Origin of the sequence: Citrobacter sp. CK206 (assembly GCF_030333125.1) — a bacterium.
GTDB lineage: Bacteria > Pseudomonadota > Gammaproteobacteria > Enterobacterales > Enterobacteriaceae > Citrobacter_B > Citrobacter_B koseri.
Map to the genome: position 1 here is coordinate 533,606 of NZ_JAOWGM010000023.1, position 15,076 is coordinate 548,681.

Genomic DNA, 15,076 nt, shown 5'->3' on the forward strand with positions numbered 1-15,076 from the left:
GAATGAGTGTGTTATATCCGTTAATTCAGGCGCTGGTGTTATTCGCCGCAGCGCCGCTGCTGTCCGGTATTACCCGCGTGGCGCGTGCCCGGTTGCACAACCGTCGTGGGCCGGGCGTTTTGCAGGAGTATCGCGACCTGATCAAACTGTTGGGGCGCCAGAGCGTTGCGCCTGCCGATTCCGGCTGGGTCTTTCGCCTGACGCCGTTTGTGATGGTCGGTGTCATGCTGACTATCGCCACCGCGCTGCCGGTGGTGACGGTTGGTTCGCCGTTGCCGCAGTTGGGCGATCTGATCACCCTGATCTACCTCTTTGCGATCGCCCGTTTCTTCTTTTCTATTGCCGGTCTGGATACCGGGAGTCCATTTACCGCGATCGGCGCAAGCCGCGAAGCGATGCTCGGCGTACTGGTGGAGCCAATCCTGCTGCTCGGCCTGTGGGTGGCGGCGCAGGTGGCCGGTTCCACGCACATCAGCAATATCACCGACACGATTTACCACTGGCCGGTAGCACGCAGCATTCCGCTGATGCTGGCGCTGTGCGCCTGCGCGTTCGCCACCTTTATCGAGATGGGCAAACTGCCTTTCGATCTGGCGGAAGCGGAGCAGGAGTTGCAGGAAGGCCCGCTGACCGAATACAGCGGCAGCGGCTTCGCGGTGCTGAAGTGGGGCATCAGCCTGAAACAGCTGGTGGTGCTGCAAATGTTTGTCGGCGTATTCCTGCCGTGGGGACAGATGGAGACCTTCAGCGCAGGTGGGCTGCTGCTGGCGCTGGTGATTGCCATCGTCAAGCTGATCGCTGGCGTACTGGTGATTGCCCTGTTCGAAAACAGCATGGCGCGCCTGCGTTTTTGCGCCACTTCACGCGTGACCTGGGCCGGTTTTGGGTTTGCGTTTTTAGCATTCGTCTCCTTGCTGGTGGCGTGATTTAAGAGAGTTTGAGCATGTCTGAAGAAAAATTAGGTCAACAATACCTTGCGGCGCTGCACCAGGCTTTTCCGGGCGTGGTGCTGGACGAAGCCTGGCAGACCAAAGATCAGCTGACCCTCACCGTGAAGGTGAACTACCTGCCGGAAGTGGTGGAGTTTCTCTACTACAAACAGGGCGGATGGCTCTCGGTACTGTTTGGCAACGACGAACGCCAGCTGTGCGGCCACTATGCCGTTTACTACGTGTTGTCGATGGAGCAGGGGACGAAGTGCTGGATAACCGTGCGCGTTGAAGTCGATGCCAACAAACTGGAGTTTCCGTCCGTGACGCCGCGCGTGCCGGCTGCGGTGTGGGGCGAACGCGAAGTGCGCGACATGTATGGCCTGATCCCGGTCGGCCTGCCTGATGAACGCCGCCTGGTGCTGCCGGATGACTGGCCGGATGAACTCTATCCGCTGCGTAAAGACAGCATGGATTACCGTCAACGTCCGGCGCCGACCACCGATGCCGAAACCTACGAATTTATCAACGAACTGGGTGACAAGAAAAACAACGTGGTGCCGATCGGCCCGCTGCACGTCACCTCTGATGAACCGGGTCACTTCCGTCTGTTTGTTGACGGCGAAAACATTATCGACGCCGATTACCGCCTGTTCTACGTCCATCGCGGCATGGAGAAACTGGCGGAAACCCGCATGGGCTACAACGAAGTCACCTTCCTGTCGGATCGCGTGTGCGGCATTTGCGGCTTTGCTCACAGCACCGCCTATACCACCTCCGTCGAGAATGCGATGGGCATCGTGGTGCCGGAACGCGCGCAGATGATCCGTGCCATTCTGCTGGAAGTTGAGCGTCTGCATTCACACCTGCTGAACCTCGGTCTGGCCTGCCACTTTACCGGCTTTGACTCCGGCTTTATGCAGTTCTTCCGCGTGCGTGAAACGTCGATGAAAATGGCGGAGATCCTTACCGGGGCGCGTAAAACCTACGGTCTGAACCTGATCGGCGGGATTCGTCGCGATCTGCTGAAAGAGGACATGATCCAGACCCGTCAACTGGCGCAGCAGATGCGCCGCGAGGTGCAGGAACTGGTGGATATGCTGCTCAGCACGCCGAACATGGAGCAACGCACCGTCGGCATTGGGCGCCTCGACCCGGAAATCGCCCGCGACTTCAGTAACGTGGGGCCGATGGTGCGCGCCAGCGGTCACGCGCGCGATACCCGCGCCGATCACCCGTTTGTCGGCTACGGCCTGCTGCCGATGGAAGTGCATAGCGAGCAGGGCTGTGACGTCATCTCCCGTCTGAAAGTGCGCATCAACGAAGTGTACACCGCGCTGAACATGATCGATTTCGGCCTGGACAACCTGCCGGGCGGCCCGCTGATGGTGGAAGGCTTTACCTATATCCCACACCGTTTTGCGCTGGGCTTTGCCGAAGCGCCGCGCGGGGATGACATCCACTGGAGCATGACCGGCGACAACCAGAAGCTGTACCGCTGGCGCTGCCGTGCGGCGACCTACGCCAACTGGCCGACCCTGCGCTATATGCTGCGCGGTAACACGGTATCCGACGCGCCGCTGATCATCGGTAGCCTCGACCCTTGCTACTCCTGTACCGACCGCATGACCGTGGTGGATGTGCGTAAGAAGAAGAGCAAAGTCGTGCCGTACAAAGAACTTGAGCGCTACAGCATTGAGCGTAAAAACTCGCCGCTGAAATAAGGAATCGCCATGTTTACCTTTATCAAAAAAGTTATCAAAACCGGCGCGCCGACGTCGTCGTATCCGCTGGAGCCGATTGCGGTCGATAAAAACTTCCGTGGCAAACCGGAGCATAACCCGCAGCAGTGCATTGGCTGCGCAGCCTGCGTCAATGCCTGCCCGTCGAATGCGCTGACGGTTGAAACCTGCCTTGTTACCGGTGAGCTGGCCTGGCAGTTCAACCTCGGGCGTTGCATCTTTTGCGCCCGCTGTGAAGAAGTGTGCCCGACAGCGGCGATTAAACTCTCGCAGGAATATGAGCTGGCGGTGTGGAAGAAAGCGGACTTTCTGCAACAGTCCCGCTTTACGCTGTGCAATTGCCGCGTGTGCAACCGTCCTTTCGCGGTGCAGAAAGAGATTGATTACGCCATCGCGCTACTGAAACACAATGGCGACAGCCGCGCGGAACATCACCGTGAAAGCTTTGAGACCTGCCCGGACTGCAAACGTCAGAAATGCCTGGTGCCGTCCGACCGTATTGAACTGACTCGCCATATGAAAGAGGCCAGCTGATGAGCAATTTATTAGGCCCACGCGACGCCAACGGCATTCCGCTGCCGATGACGGTGGATGAATCCATCGCCAGCATGAAGGCGTCTTTGCTGAAAAACATTAAGCGTTCGGCGTATGTCTACCGCGTGGACTGCGGTGGCTGCAACGGCTGCGAAATTGAAATTTTTGCCACCCTTTCTCCGCTGTTTGACGCTGAACGTTTTGGCATCAAGGTCGTCCCGTCGCCGCGTCATGCGGATATTCTGCTGTTCACCGGGGCGGTGACGCGCGCGATGCGTTCTCCGGCGCTTCGCGCCTGGCAGTCCGCGCCGGACCCAAAAATCTGTATCTCTTACGGCGCCTGCGGCAACAGCGGCGGTATCTTCCACGACCTGTACTGCGTCTGGGGCGGCACCGACAAAATCGTACCGGTGGATGTCTACATTCCGGGCTGCCCGCCGACGCCTGCGGCAACGTTGTACGGTTTTGCGATGGCGCTGGGTTTGCTGGAGCAGAAAATTCACGCCCGCGCGCCGGGTGAACTGGACGAGCAGGCGGCAGAGATTCTGCATCCCGACATGGTGCAGCCGCTGCGCGTGAAGGTGGATCGCGCGGCGCGTCGTCTGGCGGGTTATCGCTATGGCCGTCAGATCGCCGATGATTACCTGACCCAACTGGGGCAGGGTGAACATCAGGTGGCGCGCTGGCTGGAAGTGGAAAACGATCCGCGTCTGACCGAGATCGTCACTCACCTGAATCATGTGGTTGAAGAGGCGCGTATCCGATGAGTGAAACGGTGGTGTTCAGTCAACTGAGCCGTAAGTTTATTGATGAGAACGATGCGACGCCCGCCGAGGCGCAGCAGGTTGTCTATTACAGCCTGGCGATTGGCCACCACCTTGGGGTCATCGACTGCCTGGAAGCGGCGTTAACCTGCCCGTGGGAGGATTATCTGGCGTGGATTGCGACTCTGGAAGAGGGAAGCGAGGCCAGACGTAAAATGGAAGGCGTGCCGAAGTACGGCGAGATCGTCATCGATTTTAACCATGTGCAAATGCTGGCGCGCGCTTTCGACGGCGCGCTCGCTGCGCAAAACCCACAACAGCAGGCGTGGAGCAAGCTGATGCTGAGTATGCTCCACGATATTCATCAGGAAAGCGCCATCTATCTGATGGTGAGGAGACACCGTGACTGACGTTTTATTGTGCGTCGGCAACAGTATGATGGGCGATGACGGCGCCGGTCCGCTGCTGGCCGAAATGTGCGCCGCGCAGCCTAAAGGCAACTGGGTTGTTATTGACGGCGGCAGCGCGCCGGAGAACGATATTGTCGCGATCCGCGAACTGCGCCCGGATCGTCTGCTGATTGTCGATGCGACCGACATGGGGCTGAATCCGGGCGAGATCCGCATCATCGACCCGGATGACATCGCCGAAATGTTTATGATGACCACCCACAATATGCCGTTGAATTACCTGGTGGATCAGCTGAAAGAGGACGTTGGCGACGTGATTTTCCTCGGCATCCAGCCGGATATCGTTGGCTTTTATTATCCGATGACGCCGCCGGTGAAAGAGGCGGTGGAAGTGGTTTATTCAAGGCTTGCAGAGTGGGTTGGCGACGGGGGATTTTCTCCGCTCTGAGCGGGTGCCCGGTGGCGCTACGCTTACCGGGCCTACGGTTTTGTAGGCCCGGTAAGGCGAAGCCGCCACCCGGCAAAACGGGCTACGCCAGATCTTCCCCGTTACTCGCAATCACTTTCTTGTACCACCAGAATGATTTTTTGCGGGTACGCGCCAGCGTGCCGTTGCCAGCGTCGTCACGGTCGACATACACAAACCCGTAGCGTTTGCTCATTTCGCCTGTCGAGGCGGACACCAGATCGATGCAGCCCCAGGTGGTGTAACCCATCAGCGGCACGCCGTCTTCAATGGCGTCGGCCATCGCCCGAATATGCTCACGCAGATAGCGGATGCGGTAATCATCATGGATCTCACCTTTCGCGTCCGGCTCATCTTTCGCGCCGAGGCCGTTTTCCACCAGAAACAGCGGCTTCTGGTAGCGGTCATACATCATATTCATGGTGATGCGCAGACCAAGCGGGTCAATCCCCCAGCCCCATTCGCTGACGTCAAGGTGCGGATTGCGCAGCGATTTCACCACGTTGGCGGCGTTGGTGTTATTGGCGTTCATCTCCGCTGAGGCGCAGCGTGACGCGTAGTAGCTAAACGAGACGAAATCGACGGTGTTCTTCAGGATAGCGTCGTCTTCCGGGGCTTTTTCAATCACCACGCCTTTCTCGCGAAAAACGCGGGCGGAATAGGCCGGGTAAGCGCCGCGCGCCTGCACATCGATAAAGAACAGGTTTTCGCGGTCTTTCTCCAGCGCGGTCCAGACGTCCTGCGGTTTACAGGAGTACGGATAAAAATTGCCCCCCGCCAGCATACAGCCGACCTGGTTTTGCGGGTTGACCTCATGGGCGATTTGGGTCGCCAGCGCGCTGGCAATCAGTTCGTGATGCGCGGCCTGATACTTCACCTGATCCTGATTTTCACCTTCCTCAAACACCAGGCCCGCGCCGGAGAATGGGCTGTGCAGCATGATGTTGATTTCGTTGAACGTCAGCCAGTATTTCACCAGACCGTCAAAGGCTTCAAAGCAGGTTCGCGCATAGCGGGTAAAGAATTCCACCATTTTGCGATTGCGCCAGGAGCCGTACTCCGTCACCAGGTGCATCGGCACATCGAAGTGGCACAGCGTGACCAGCGGCTCAATACCGTACTTTTTACACTCTTCAAACACCGCGCGATAAAACGCGATGCCTTCTTCGTTCGGCGTCAGCTCATCGCCGTCAGGGTAGAGACGGCTCCAGGCGATCGAGGTGCGAAACACCGTGAAGCCCATCTCCGCCATCAGGGCGATATCGTCTTTATAGCGATGGTAAAAATCAATCGCGTCATGGCCTGGATAAAATTCGTCATCCCGCAGTTGAAAGCGTTTCTCCAGCCCCAGTTTGACCGGCATACGGTGTTCGCCGTGCGGGATCATATCGACGGTGCTCAGCCCTTTGCCGCCTTCCCGGTATGCCCCTTCAGACTGGTTGGCGGCCAGTGCGCCGCCCCATAAAAATCCTTGCGGAAATACAGACATAGTCATCCTCAATATGCGCCAGTCAGATGCTGGCTTCTTTTGCAGTAGTCGGTTGCGCGGTCTGGTTTTTTCTTGCCTGTGCGGCTGCGTCTTCCACGGGGATATCTTCAAAGCCGAGGAGCAGCGTCAGAACAAAAGAGAGCACCACGGCCAGCGCCATCACGCCAAACACCCAGGCGATGGTCATCGGGTTCGCCGGGTCGAAGAACTGGACGCTGGTGAACAGGCCAGGCGCCGCCATCGAGTGGCTGGCAAGCCCCGCCATACCTGCCACCGCGCCGCAGATAAAGCCGCTGATCAGGCTCGCAATCAGCGGACGCTTCAGACGTACCGCCACGCCGTACAGCGCCGGTTCGGAGATCCCCGCCATAATTGCTGAAGCGGCGGCGGCAAGCGCCGTCTGGCGCAGTTCCGGGTTTTTGGTTTTCCATGCGACGGCCAGAGAGGAACCGCCCAGCGACAGGTTAGCGCCAATTTCAGACGGCATGACCATGCCTTCTTTGCCGGTTTCAGCAATGGTCTGGATGATGGTTGGGGTAAAGACGCGGTGCATCCCGGTCATGACCAGCAGCGGCCACAGCGCGCCCATGATGGCGACGGAAAGCCAGCCCAGATAGCCATGAATGGTGTAAACCAGCGCGGAGATGGCGCTACCGATCCAGATCCCGATTGGGCCGATTAAAACAATGGCGAGCGGGGCGGCGATCAGGACGATCAGCATTGGTTTCAGGAAGTTTTTCGTGACGGCCGGGGTAATGCGATCCACCCAGCGTTCGATGTATGAAAGACACCATGTCATCACCAGCGCCGGGATCACCGTGTAGGTGTATTTCACCGCCGTCACCGGGATCAGGGCAAATTCAACGTGTTCACCTTCGGCGGCTTTCGCCATCAGGTCGATAAAACTCGGGTGAACCAGCACGCCTGCGATGGCAATCGCCAGCGACATGTTCGTTTTGAACTTGATTGCCGCTGACGCCGCCACCATCAGCGGCAGGAAGAAGAACGCGCCGTCGCCAATCACCGTCAGGATGGTCAGCGTGGAGGCGCCTTTTTCCAGCAGCCCCGTCATTTCGAGGATCATGGCCAGCAGTTTCAGCATCGATCCGCCGATAATCGCCGGGATCAGCGGGGACATGGTGCCGATCAGCGCGTCAAGTATTCCCGCGCCGATGCGTTTAAAGGTGAGTTTAGGTTTGCCGACGGGCGCTGCGGGCTGCATATCGGTCGGCAGCAGACTAACGACTTCGCGATACGCCTGTGAAACGGTGTTGCCGATAATTACCTGACACTGGTTGTCGCTGCGAACCACGCCGAGAACGCCGCTGAGGGTTTTCAACGTCGCGCTGTCGACCTGCGCGTCATCTTTGAGAACGAAACGCAGACGCGTCATGCAGTGTGTCACGGCGGTGATGTTATCCACACCGCCCAGCGCCGTCACCACGGAGCGCGCCAGTGCCGCATAATTCTTAGACATCGGATTTTATCCTGTTTTATCAATAGGGTAGTTTTATCGTCTTACGCCTTTTCGCTAAAAAAACGTGGGCAATGAAACGCAAAATAGGAAACCGGTTCCACAAAATCATGAATAGTTTCACTGAATGACACAAGATCACAACTTGATCATTTTTTATAATTGTGAGAATGATCACTTGTTGTTTTGGGCGGTGATTTACCATCAAGGACAACAACGGTACGGTGAAGTACACTGCGTGTCATTGAGTGCTAATGGATGAGTAATATGACGACGATGCTGGAGGTGGCGAAGCGCGCCGGGGTGTCGAAAGCGACGGTTTCCCGGGTGCTTTCAGGTAACGGCTACGTCAGCCAGGAGACCAAAGACCGCGTGTTTCAGGCCATTGAAGAGAGCGGCTATCGACCCAATTTGTTAGCGCGCAGTCTGGCGGCGAAGAAAACGCAGACCCTCGGTCTGGTGGTGACGAACACCCTTTACCACGGCGTTTATTTTAGCGAGCTGCTGTTTCATACGGCGCGGATGGCAGAGGATAAGGGGCGTCAGCTTCTGCTCGCGGACGGCAAACACAGCGCGGAAGAAGAGCGTCAGGCGATTCAGTATCTGCTCGATCTGCGCTGCGACGCCATTATGATTTATCCCCGTTTTCTCAGCGTGGATGAGATTGACGACATTATCGACTCACACGCCCAGCCCATTATGGTGCTTAACCGTCGGCTGCGAAGAAACAGCAGCCACTGCGTTTATTGCGACCAGAAGCAGACCAGTTTTAACGCGGTGGAACAGTTGATCGCCGGGGGGCATCGCGAGATTGCGTTTATCACCGGTTCGATGGATTCCCCTACCGGCGTGGAGCGTCTCTCAGGGTATAAAGACGCATTGACGCGACACGGCATCGCTATCAATAACGAATTGATTGTCAACGGAAAGTGGACGCCCGCCAGCGGTGCTGAAGGGGTGGATACGCTTCTGGCGCGCAAGGTGAGTTTTACCGCGCTGGTAGCCAGTAATGATGATATGGCGATTGGCGCCATCAAACAGTTACACGAGCGTGGCATGAGCGTGCCTGCGCAGACCTCGGTCATCGGATTCGACGACATCGCGATGGCGCCCTATACCATCCCGGCGCTTTCCAGCGTTAAAATTCCGGTCACGGAGATGATTCAGGAGACGATTGGACGTCTTATCTTCATGCTGGACGGCGGTGAATTTACGCCGCCAAAAACCTTTACCGGTGCGCTGATCCTGCGCGATTCGGCAGCGCCGCTGCCTGCCCGCTGATCCCGCTTTACATTGTCATTTGTCATCGTCATTCGTGACGATGACAGTGCCTGGTCACAACATCATCATCAAATATCAAGCAATAACAATCAGTTAAAAACTGGCACGATTTATGAATGTTTCGGCACATAATCTGTCATTGCTGGAGAATTTGATGAACCGTTTCATCATTGCCGACGCCAATAAATGCATTGGTTGCCGTACCTGTGAAGTGGCCTGTGTGGTGTCTCATCAGGAAAACCAGGACTGCGCGTCGCTGACCCCTGAAACTTTCTTACCCCGCATCCATGTGATCAAAGGTGTGAATGTCTCCACGGCGACGCTGTGCCGCCAGTGTGAAGACGCGCCGTGCGCCAACGTCTGCCCGAACGGCGCCATCAGCCGTGATAAAGGTTTTGTACATGTGATGCAGGAGCGTTGCATTGGCTGTAAAACCTGCGTGGTCGCTTGCCCATACGGCGCGATGGAAGTGGTTGTGCGTCCGGTGATTCGCAACAGCGGCGCGGGCCTGAACGTCCGGGCGGAAAAAGCGGAGGCCAACAAATGCGACCTTTGCCACCACCGCGAGGCCGGCCCTGCCTGTATGGAAGCCTGTCCGACCCACGCGCTGATTTGCGTCGATCGTAACAAACTTGAACAACTGAGCGCGGAAAAACGTCGCCGTGCGGCGCTGGACTCCTCCGCGTCTTTGCTTTTCTGATTTCTGAAAAACCGCGTAAAATACGGTGGTATTCATGCCGGATGGCGGCCTTGCCTTATCCGGCCTACTGTTCGTATCCCCGTAGGCCTGATAAGCGTAGCGCCATCAGGCAAACCGGGATAGATGACTGCGGGAACGACTTCATGACAATAAACAACCACTCCGGCGTACAGCTGCGTATTCGTGGCAAGGTACAGGGCGTCGGATTTCGCCCCTACGTCTGGCAACTGGCGCAGCGGTTACAACTGCATGGCGACGTGTGTAACGACGGTGACGGTGTGGTTGTGCGCTTACAGGAAGATCCGGCGGAGTTTATTGTGCAGTTACATCAACATTGCCCGCCGCTGGCCCGTATTGACAGCGTCGAGAGCGAGTCGTTTGCCTGGTCTCAACTGCCTGCCGATTTCTCCATCCGCCAGAGTGCGGGCGGAACGATGAATACGCAAATTGTGCCCGATGCGGCCACATGCCCGGCCTGTCTCGCCGAAATGAATACGCCCGGCGAGCGGCGCTATCGTTACCCTTTTATCAACTGCACCCACTGCGGCCCGCGTTTTACGATCATTCGTGCGATGCCTTACGACCGTCCGTTTACCGTGATGGCATCGTTTCCGTTGTGCAGGAAGTGTGCGACGGAATACCGCGATCCGTACGACCGCCGTTTCCACGCCCAGCCTGTTGCCTGCCCGGCCTGCGGCCCGCATCTGGCGTGGCGTTCTGGCAGCGCACGGGCGGAAAAAGACGCTGCGCTACAGGCTGCCGTCGCGATGTTAAAAGCGGGGGGCATTGTCGCCATCAAAGGTATTGGCGGCTTTCATCTGGCCTGCGATGCGCAAAACGATGAGGCGGTGGCGATGCTGCGGGCGCGTAAACACCGTCCTGCGAAACCGCTGGCGGTAATGTTGCCGGATACGGAAGGCTTGCCGGATGCGGCGCGCCGACTGCTGACTACGCCGGCCGCCCCCATCGTGCTGGTGGATAAACAGCATGTCGCGTCGCTGTGCGAGGGGATCGCGCCGGGGCTGGCGGAAGTGGGGGTAATGCTGCCCGCGAATCCGCTCCAGCATCTGCTTTTACAGGCGCTGAATTGTCCGCTGGTGATGACCTCCGGCAACCTTAGCGGTAAACCGCCGGCCATCACTAACCAACAGGCGCTGGACGACCTGAAGGCGATCGCTGACGGTTTTCTGTTGCACAACCGCGATATCGTGCAGCGAATGGATGACTCGGTCGTGCGTGACAGCGGCGAAATGCTACGCCGTTCGCGGGGCTATGTGCCGGATGCGATCGCGCTGCCGCCGGGATTTCGCGATGTGCCGCCGATGCTTTGTCTGGGCGCCGATCTGAAAAATACCTTCTGTCTGGTGCGCGGCGAGCAGGCGGTGGTAAGCCAGCATCTGGGGGATCTCAGCGATGACGGCATTCAAACGCAGTGGCGTGACGCGCTGCGTTTGATTCAGAACATTTACGATTTTACGCCGCAACGCGTTGTCTGCGACGCGCATCCGGGCTACGTCTCCAGCCAGTGGGCCAGCGAGATGACGCTTCCGACCGAAACGGTATTGCACCACCATGCGCATGCGGCGGCATGCATGGTCGAGCACGGCTGGCCGTTGAACGGCGGCGATGTGATTGCCCTGACGCTCGACGGCATCGGTATGGGAGAGGGCGGCGCGCTGTGGGGCGGAGAGTGTTTACGCGTTAATTACCGTGAATGCGAGCATCTTGGCGGCCTGCCCGCCGTCGCGCTGGCGGGCGGCGATCTCGCCGCGAAGCAGCCCTGGCGCAACCTGCTGGCGCAGTGTCTGCGCTTTGTTCCTGACTGGCGGGACTATCCAGAAACGGCTGCGTTGCAACAACAGCAGTGGAACGTGCTGGCGCGGGCCATTGAGCGCGGAATCAACGCCCCGCTGGCGTCGTCGTGCGGACGCCTGTTCGATGCCGTCGCCGCCGCATCAGGCTGCGCGCCTGACACACTCAGTTATGAAGGAGAAGCGGCCTGTGCGCTGGAGGCGCTGGCTTCGCGATGCAATCGCGTTGAACATCCGGTGACGATGCCGGTTAAAAACAACCAGCTGGATTTAGCCACGTTCTGGCGGCAGTGGCTGAACTGGCAGGCCGCTCCCGAGGAGCGGGCGTGGGCCTTTCACGACGCGCTGGCGCATGGGTTCGCCACGCTGCTGCGTCAGGAAGCGACCGCACGCGGGATCACCACGCTGGTATTCGGCGGCGGTGTGCTGCATAACCGCTTGCTGTGCAGGCGTCTGGCGTTCTGTCTTGCTGATTTTACCTTACTGTTCCCACAGCGTTTACCGGCCGGGGATGGGGGAGTGTCGTTAGGGCAGGGAGCGATCGCCGCAGCGCGCGAGCTGGCGCAAAAATAAAAAAAAGCCCCGGGACTGGCGGGGCGAAACGTGTCGGGGCATACCGACAAGCAGCAGCGCACTTCCGTGTGCGTGAGGTTAATAAATCAGTGGCAGTATCGCCGGATGGCGACGTACAAACAGGCGCTTCCCGTAGGCCGGATCAGGCGTTTACGCCGCCATCCGGCAAAGATGTTCGAACATTGCCTGATGGCGCTGCGCTTATCAGGCCTACGGCGTCATGATTTGCAGGTCAGCCGCCATCCGGCACAATGAACTTACGCGGGCAGCGTTTTCAGCAGCGCAAAGGCCTCCTTCATGCGGTCTTCGCTCACCACAAAGGCGCAAAGCTGACCTTCGGTATTCATGCCTCGGGCGACCATCCCTTCGGACTCCGCCGCAATGTGCCAGTTCAGGTCGCAACGCTGGGTTTCGCCTGCAAGATGTAACGGCAATTCCGGCGTTTTGATTTTCACCAGCATGGCGGGCAGCTTCAGCGGCGCGTTCCCGCCGAGCAGATTTTTCGCCAGATACATGGCGCTTAACTGAATCGGTTGCAGGAAAGGCAGAACCTGACCGTTAATTTCCGCGCAGTCTCCCAGCGCATAAATATCCGGGTGGCTGGTTTGCAGATAGCTGTCAACGCAGACGCCACGGTTGATGGTCAACCCGGCACGGCGCGCCAGCGCGGTTTCCGGGCGCAGGCCGGTCGCGGCGATGACCGCATCCACCTCTACCTGACGATCGCGATCCAGCGTGGCGCGAATACCGGTAGCGGTTTTCTCCAGACCCTGCAACTGTGATTTCAGCAGCAGATGTACGCCCATATCGGTCAGACGATGCTGCAAGCGGCTGCTCACTTCCGGCGGCATCAGCGAGGCCAGAATGCTGGCGGCATTGTCAATCAGCGTGACGGCTTTACCCGCACGGCAGAAATCCATTGCCAGCTCGCTACCAATCAGACCGCCGCCGACAATCAGTACGCGCTGCGCGTCACGCAGTTGCGTTTCACAGGCGCGATACTCCTGCTGGCTGTTCAGTGTGAGCATTAACTCACGCCCGGCAACCGGCGGAACAAAGGCTGATGCCCCTGTCGCCAGTACCAGTTTGTCGAACTGCCATTGCTTGTCCTGGCTTTTTACCACATGGGCGTCGGCATCAATGTCCGTAATCCAGGTGTGTGGGAACAGACGCAGATTAAACTGTTCGGCAAACTCCCCCGCCGACTGGCGGGTGAGGTCGTCGGCGCGCTGCGCCTGGCTGATGACGTGACTGAGGTCGGGTTTGTTGTACTCGTCCATACTGTCAGCGGCAATCAGGGTCAGCGCTATGGTCGCGTCCTGTTTACGGATGTTTTTGACTAACTGGCGGGCGGCGAAGCCCGAACCAATAATGACAATTCCCCGGCTCATTTTGCCTCCGTTGCCAACACATCAAAGACGTCTTTACCTAATGAACATTCCGGGCACAGGAAGTTATCCGGTACGTCGCTCCACGGCGTACCCGGCGCGACATCCTGCAACGGTTCACCTTTTGCAGGGTCGTAAATCCACTGGCACACGCTGCACTGCATGCTTGGGCCGAGGTCAGCCGCAGCGGCGGCGGCACAGGCGCACTCTTCTTCCTGGGTTGTCGCTTTCACATTTGTTTCCGGCAGCGGAGCGAGCGCCCACTGACGGGCAATATCGCGGCCGTGCTGGCGGCAAAGTTCCAGGGCATCAATATCAGGACGCCATTTCGCTTTCAGACTCAGTGACATCTCGAAGCCGGCATCTTGCAGACGGGTGGACAGACGGTCTACCGCGCCGCCGCTCCAGCCGTGGGAACCGAAAGCGCTGGCGCGTTTGTTACGAAAGCGCAGGCCAGTCATCTCTTCAACGAGACCGGCGATTTTCGGCATCATCACGTTGTTCATCGTAGAAGTACCGACCAGCACGCCTTTGGAACGGAACACGTTGGTCAGAATTTCGTTTTTATCGCTGCGTGCGACGTTAAAGATTTTCACCGCCACGTTCGGGTCAACTTCGTTGATGCCTTGCGCAATCGCGTCGGCCATCATGCGGGTGTTGTTGGACATGGTGTCGTAGAAAATGGTGATGCGATCTTCCTGATAATCCGCCGCCCATTTCAGATACAGTTCAACGATCTGGGTTGGGTTGTCGCGCCATACCACACCGTGGGAGGTGGCAATCATATCTACCGGCAGGTTGAAGCCGAGGATTTCGGTGATTTTTGGCGTGACCAGACGGCTGAACGGCGTCAGGATGTTGGCGTAGTAACGCTGGCACTGCTCGAACAGCTCGGTCTGATCGACTTCATCGTTGAACAGACGTTCGTCACAGTAGTGCTGACCGAAGGCGTCGTTACTGAACAGTACCGCGTCGCCCGTCATGTAGGTCATCATGCTGTCCGGCCAGTGCAGCATCGGGGTTTCAACAAAAATCAGCTGCTTGCCGTTGCCGATATCCAGCGTGTCGCCTGTTTTTACGACGTTAAAGTTCCATTCCGGGTGATGGTGGTGACCGGTAATGGAGTCAATGGCGTTTGCGGTGCAGTAGATCGGCGTATCCGGGATTTGCGCCATCAGTTCGGTCAGCGCGCCCGCGTGGTCTTCTTCCGCATGGTTAATAATGATGTAATCAATGTCGGCCAGGTCGATTTCGCTACGCAGGTTTTGCACGAATTCGCGGCTGAATTTATGGTCTACGGTATCGATCAGAACATTTTTTTCTTCACGGATGAGATAGCTGTTGTAGCTGCTGCCGCGCAGTGTTTTATATTCGGTCCCGTGAAAATCACGAACTTCCCAGTCACGTTGGCCAACCCAATGAATGTTATTTTTAACCAGAATAGACATAGCAACCTCAGTAAATACAGTTTTTTTAAGAAAGATGTATTGCTAATAGCAGGATGCGTGCCAACTT

General features: G+C 57.8%; 14 protein-coding genes. 10 read left to right on the top strand and 4 right to left on the bottom strand.

What is annotated here, in order from left to right:
• Nucleotides 1-2 precede the first annotated feature (2 nt).
• The 6 genes from OGX81_RS09185 to hycI are packed head-to-tail and all read left to right on the top strand — an operon-like array spanning nt 3 to nt 4,827.
• Nucleotides 3-926: a respiratory chain complex I subunit 1 family protein gene (locus OGX81_RS09185; protein WP_104868271.1), complete on the top strand. Its 924-nt coding sequence runs from the start codon at nt 3-5 to the stop codon at nt 924-926.
• 17 nt (nt 927-943) lie between these two features.
• Nucleotides 944-2,653 carry a formate hydrogenlyase subunit HycE gene (gene hycE / locus OGX81_RS09190; RefSeq protein WP_012134832.1) on the top strand — a complete coding sequence of 570 codons (1,710 nt, stop codon included), beginning with the start codon at nt 944-946 and terminating at the stop codon, nt 2,651-2,653.
• Nucleotides 2,654-2,662: 9 nt separating this feature from the next.
• Nucleotides 2,663-3,205 carry a formate hydrogenlyase complex iron-sulfur subunit gene (locus tag OGX81_RS09195; RefSeq protein ID WP_012134831.1) on the top strand — a complete coding sequence of 181 codons (543 nt, stop codon included), beginning with the start codon at nt 2,663-2,665 and terminating at the stop codon, nt 3,203-3,205.
• A complete protein-coding gene (gene hycG / locus OGX81_RS09200) occupies nt 3,205-3,972 on the top strand; it encodes a formate hydrogenlyase subunit HycG (protein WP_047461678.1) in 768 nt (255 codons plus the stop codon). The genes OGX81_RS09195 and hycG overlap by 1 nt, the downstream gene beginning before the upstream one ends.
• The gene (locus OGX81_RS09205; protein ID WP_047461681.1) at nt 3,969-4,379 is read left to right on the top strand and encodes a formate hydrogenlyase maturation HycH family protein; all 411 of its coding nucleotides are present in this window, start codon (nt 3,969-3,971) and stop codon (nt 4,377-4,379) included. The genes hycG and OGX81_RS09205 overlap by 4 nt, the downstream gene beginning before the upstream one ends.
• Nucleotides 4,372-4,827, top strand: a complete 456-nt coding sequence (hycI, locus tag OGX81_RS09210) for a hydrogenase maturation peptidase HycI (RefSeq protein ID WP_047461683.1) — start codon at nt 4,372-4,374, stop codon at nt 4,825-4,827. The genes OGX81_RS09205 and hycI overlap by 8 nt, the downstream gene beginning before the upstream one ends.
• Nucleotides 4,828-4,909: 82 nt before the next feature.
• Here the strand turns inward: hycI and OGX81_RS09215 are convergent, their stop codons facing one another.
• Together OGX81_RS09215 and ascF are read right to left on the bottom strand one after the other, a co-directional pair.
• On the bottom strand, nt 4,910-6,334 hold the full coding sequence (locus OGX81_RS09215; RefSeq protein WP_060815974.1) for a 6-phospho-beta-glucosidase: 1,425 nt from the start codon (nt 6,332-6,334) through the stop codon (nt 4,910-4,912).
• Between the two features lie 22 nt (nt 6,335-6,356).
• Nucleotides 6,357-7,811 carry a PTS cellobiose/arbutin/salicin transporter subunit IIBC gene (ascF, locus tag OGX81_RS09220; RefSeq protein WP_047461688.1) on the bottom strand — a complete coding sequence of 485 codons (1,455 nt, stop codon included), beginning with the start codon at nt 7,809-7,811 and terminating at the stop codon, nt 6,357-6,359.
• 264 nt (nt 7,812-8,075) lie between these two features.
• Between ascF and OGX81_RS09225 the strand changes: the two genes are divergently transcribed.
• The 4 genes from OGX81_RS09225 (at nt 8,076) to OGX81_RS09240 (ending at nt 12,428) form a co-directional block, all read left to right on the top strand.
• Complete coding sequence (locus OGX81_RS09225; RefSeq protein WP_024130890.1) at nt 8,076-9,089, top strand: LacI family DNA-binding transcriptional regulator; 1,014 nt, start codon at nt 8,076-8,078, stop codon at nt 9,087-9,089.
• A 154-nt stretch (nt 9,090-9,243) separates the two neighbouring features.
• Nucleotides 9,244-9,789, top strand: a complete 546-nt coding sequence (gene hydN, locus OGX81_RS09230) for an electron transport protein HydN (protein WP_024130889.1) — start codon at nt 9,244-9,246, stop codon at nt 9,787-9,789.
• A 143-nt stretch (nt 9,790-9,932) separates the two neighbouring features.
• The gene (gene hypF, locus OGX81_RS09235; protein WP_104869111.1) at nt 9,933-12,173 is read left to right on the top strand and encodes a carbamoyltransferase HypF; all 2,241 of its coding nucleotides are present in this window, start codon (nt 9,933-9,935) and stop codon (nt 12,171-12,173) included.
• A gap of 30 nt (nt 12,174-12,203) precedes the next feature.
• Entirely contained in the window at nt 12,204-12,428 is a 225-nt protein-coding gene (locus tag OGX81_RS09240) for a hypothetical protein (protein WP_123907432.1), read from the top strand.
• Nucleotides 12,429-12,430: 2 nt separating this feature from the next.
• On the opposite strand, the gene norW is transcribed toward OGX81_RS09240, so the two are convergent.
• A complete protein-coding gene (gene norW / locus OGX81_RS09245) occupies nt 12,431-13,564 on the bottom strand; it encodes an NADH:flavorubredoxin reductase NorW (RefSeq protein WP_104868272.1) in 1,134 nt (377 codons plus the stop codon).
• Complete coding sequence (gene norV / locus OGX81_RS09250) at nt 13,561-15,009, bottom strand: anaerobic nitric oxide reductase flavorubredoxin (RefSeq protein ID WP_012134820.1); 1,449 nt, start codon at nt 15,007-15,009, stop codon at nt 13,561-13,563. The genes norW and norV overlap by 4 nt, the downstream gene beginning before the upstream one ends.
• Nucleotides 15,010-15,076 lie beyond the last annotated feature (67 nt).

Excerpts from the sequence above, each read along its gene's own strand:
- OGX81_RS09185 (WP_104868271.1), top strand. The coding sequence starts at position 3 with ATGAGTGTGTTATATCCGTTAATTCAGGCGCTGGTGTTATTCGCCGCA.
- hycE (WP_012134832.1), top strand. The coding sequence starts at position 944 with ATGTCTGAAGAAAAATTAGGTCAACAATACCTTGCGGCGCTGCACCAG.
- OGX81_RS09195 (WP_012134831.1), top strand. The coding sequence starts at position 2,663 with ATGTTTACCTTTATCAAAAAAGTTATCAAAACCGGCGCGCCGACGTCG.
- hycG (WP_047461678.1), top strand. The coding sequence starts at position 3,205 with ATGAGCAATTTATTAGGCCCACGCGACGCCAACGGCATTCCGCTGCCG.
- OGX81_RS09205 (WP_047461681.1), top strand. The coding sequence starts at position 3,969 with ATGAGTGAAACGGTGGTGTTCAGTCAACTGAGCCGTAAGTTTATTGAT.
- OGX81_RS09215 (WP_060815974.1), bottom strand. The coding sequence starts at position 6,334 with ATGTCTGTATTTCCGCAAGGATTTTTATGGGGCGGCGCACTGGCCGCC.
- ascF (WP_047461688.1), bottom strand. The coding sequence starts at position 7,811 with ATGTCTAAGAATTATGCGGCACTGGCGCGCTCCGTGGTGACGGCGCTG.
- OGX81_RS09225 (WP_024130890.1), top strand. The coding sequence starts at position 8,076 with ATGACGACGATGCTGGAGGTGGCGAAGCGCGCCGGGGTGTCGAAAGCG.
- hydN (WP_024130889.1), top strand. The coding sequence starts at position 9,244 with ATGAACCGTTTCATCATTGCCGACGCCAATAAATGCATTGGTTGCCGT.
- hypF (WP_104869111.1), top strand. The coding sequence starts at position 9,933 with ATGACAATAAACAACCACTCCGGCGTACAGCTGCGTATTCGTGGCAAG.
- norW (WP_104868272.1), bottom strand. The coding sequence starts at position 13,564 with ATGAGCCGGGGAATTGTCATTATTGGTTCGGGCTTCGCCGCCCGCCAG.
- norV (WP_012134820.1), bottom strand. The coding sequence starts at position 15,009 with ATGTCTATTCTGGTTAAAAATAACATTCATTGGGTTGGCCAACGTGAC.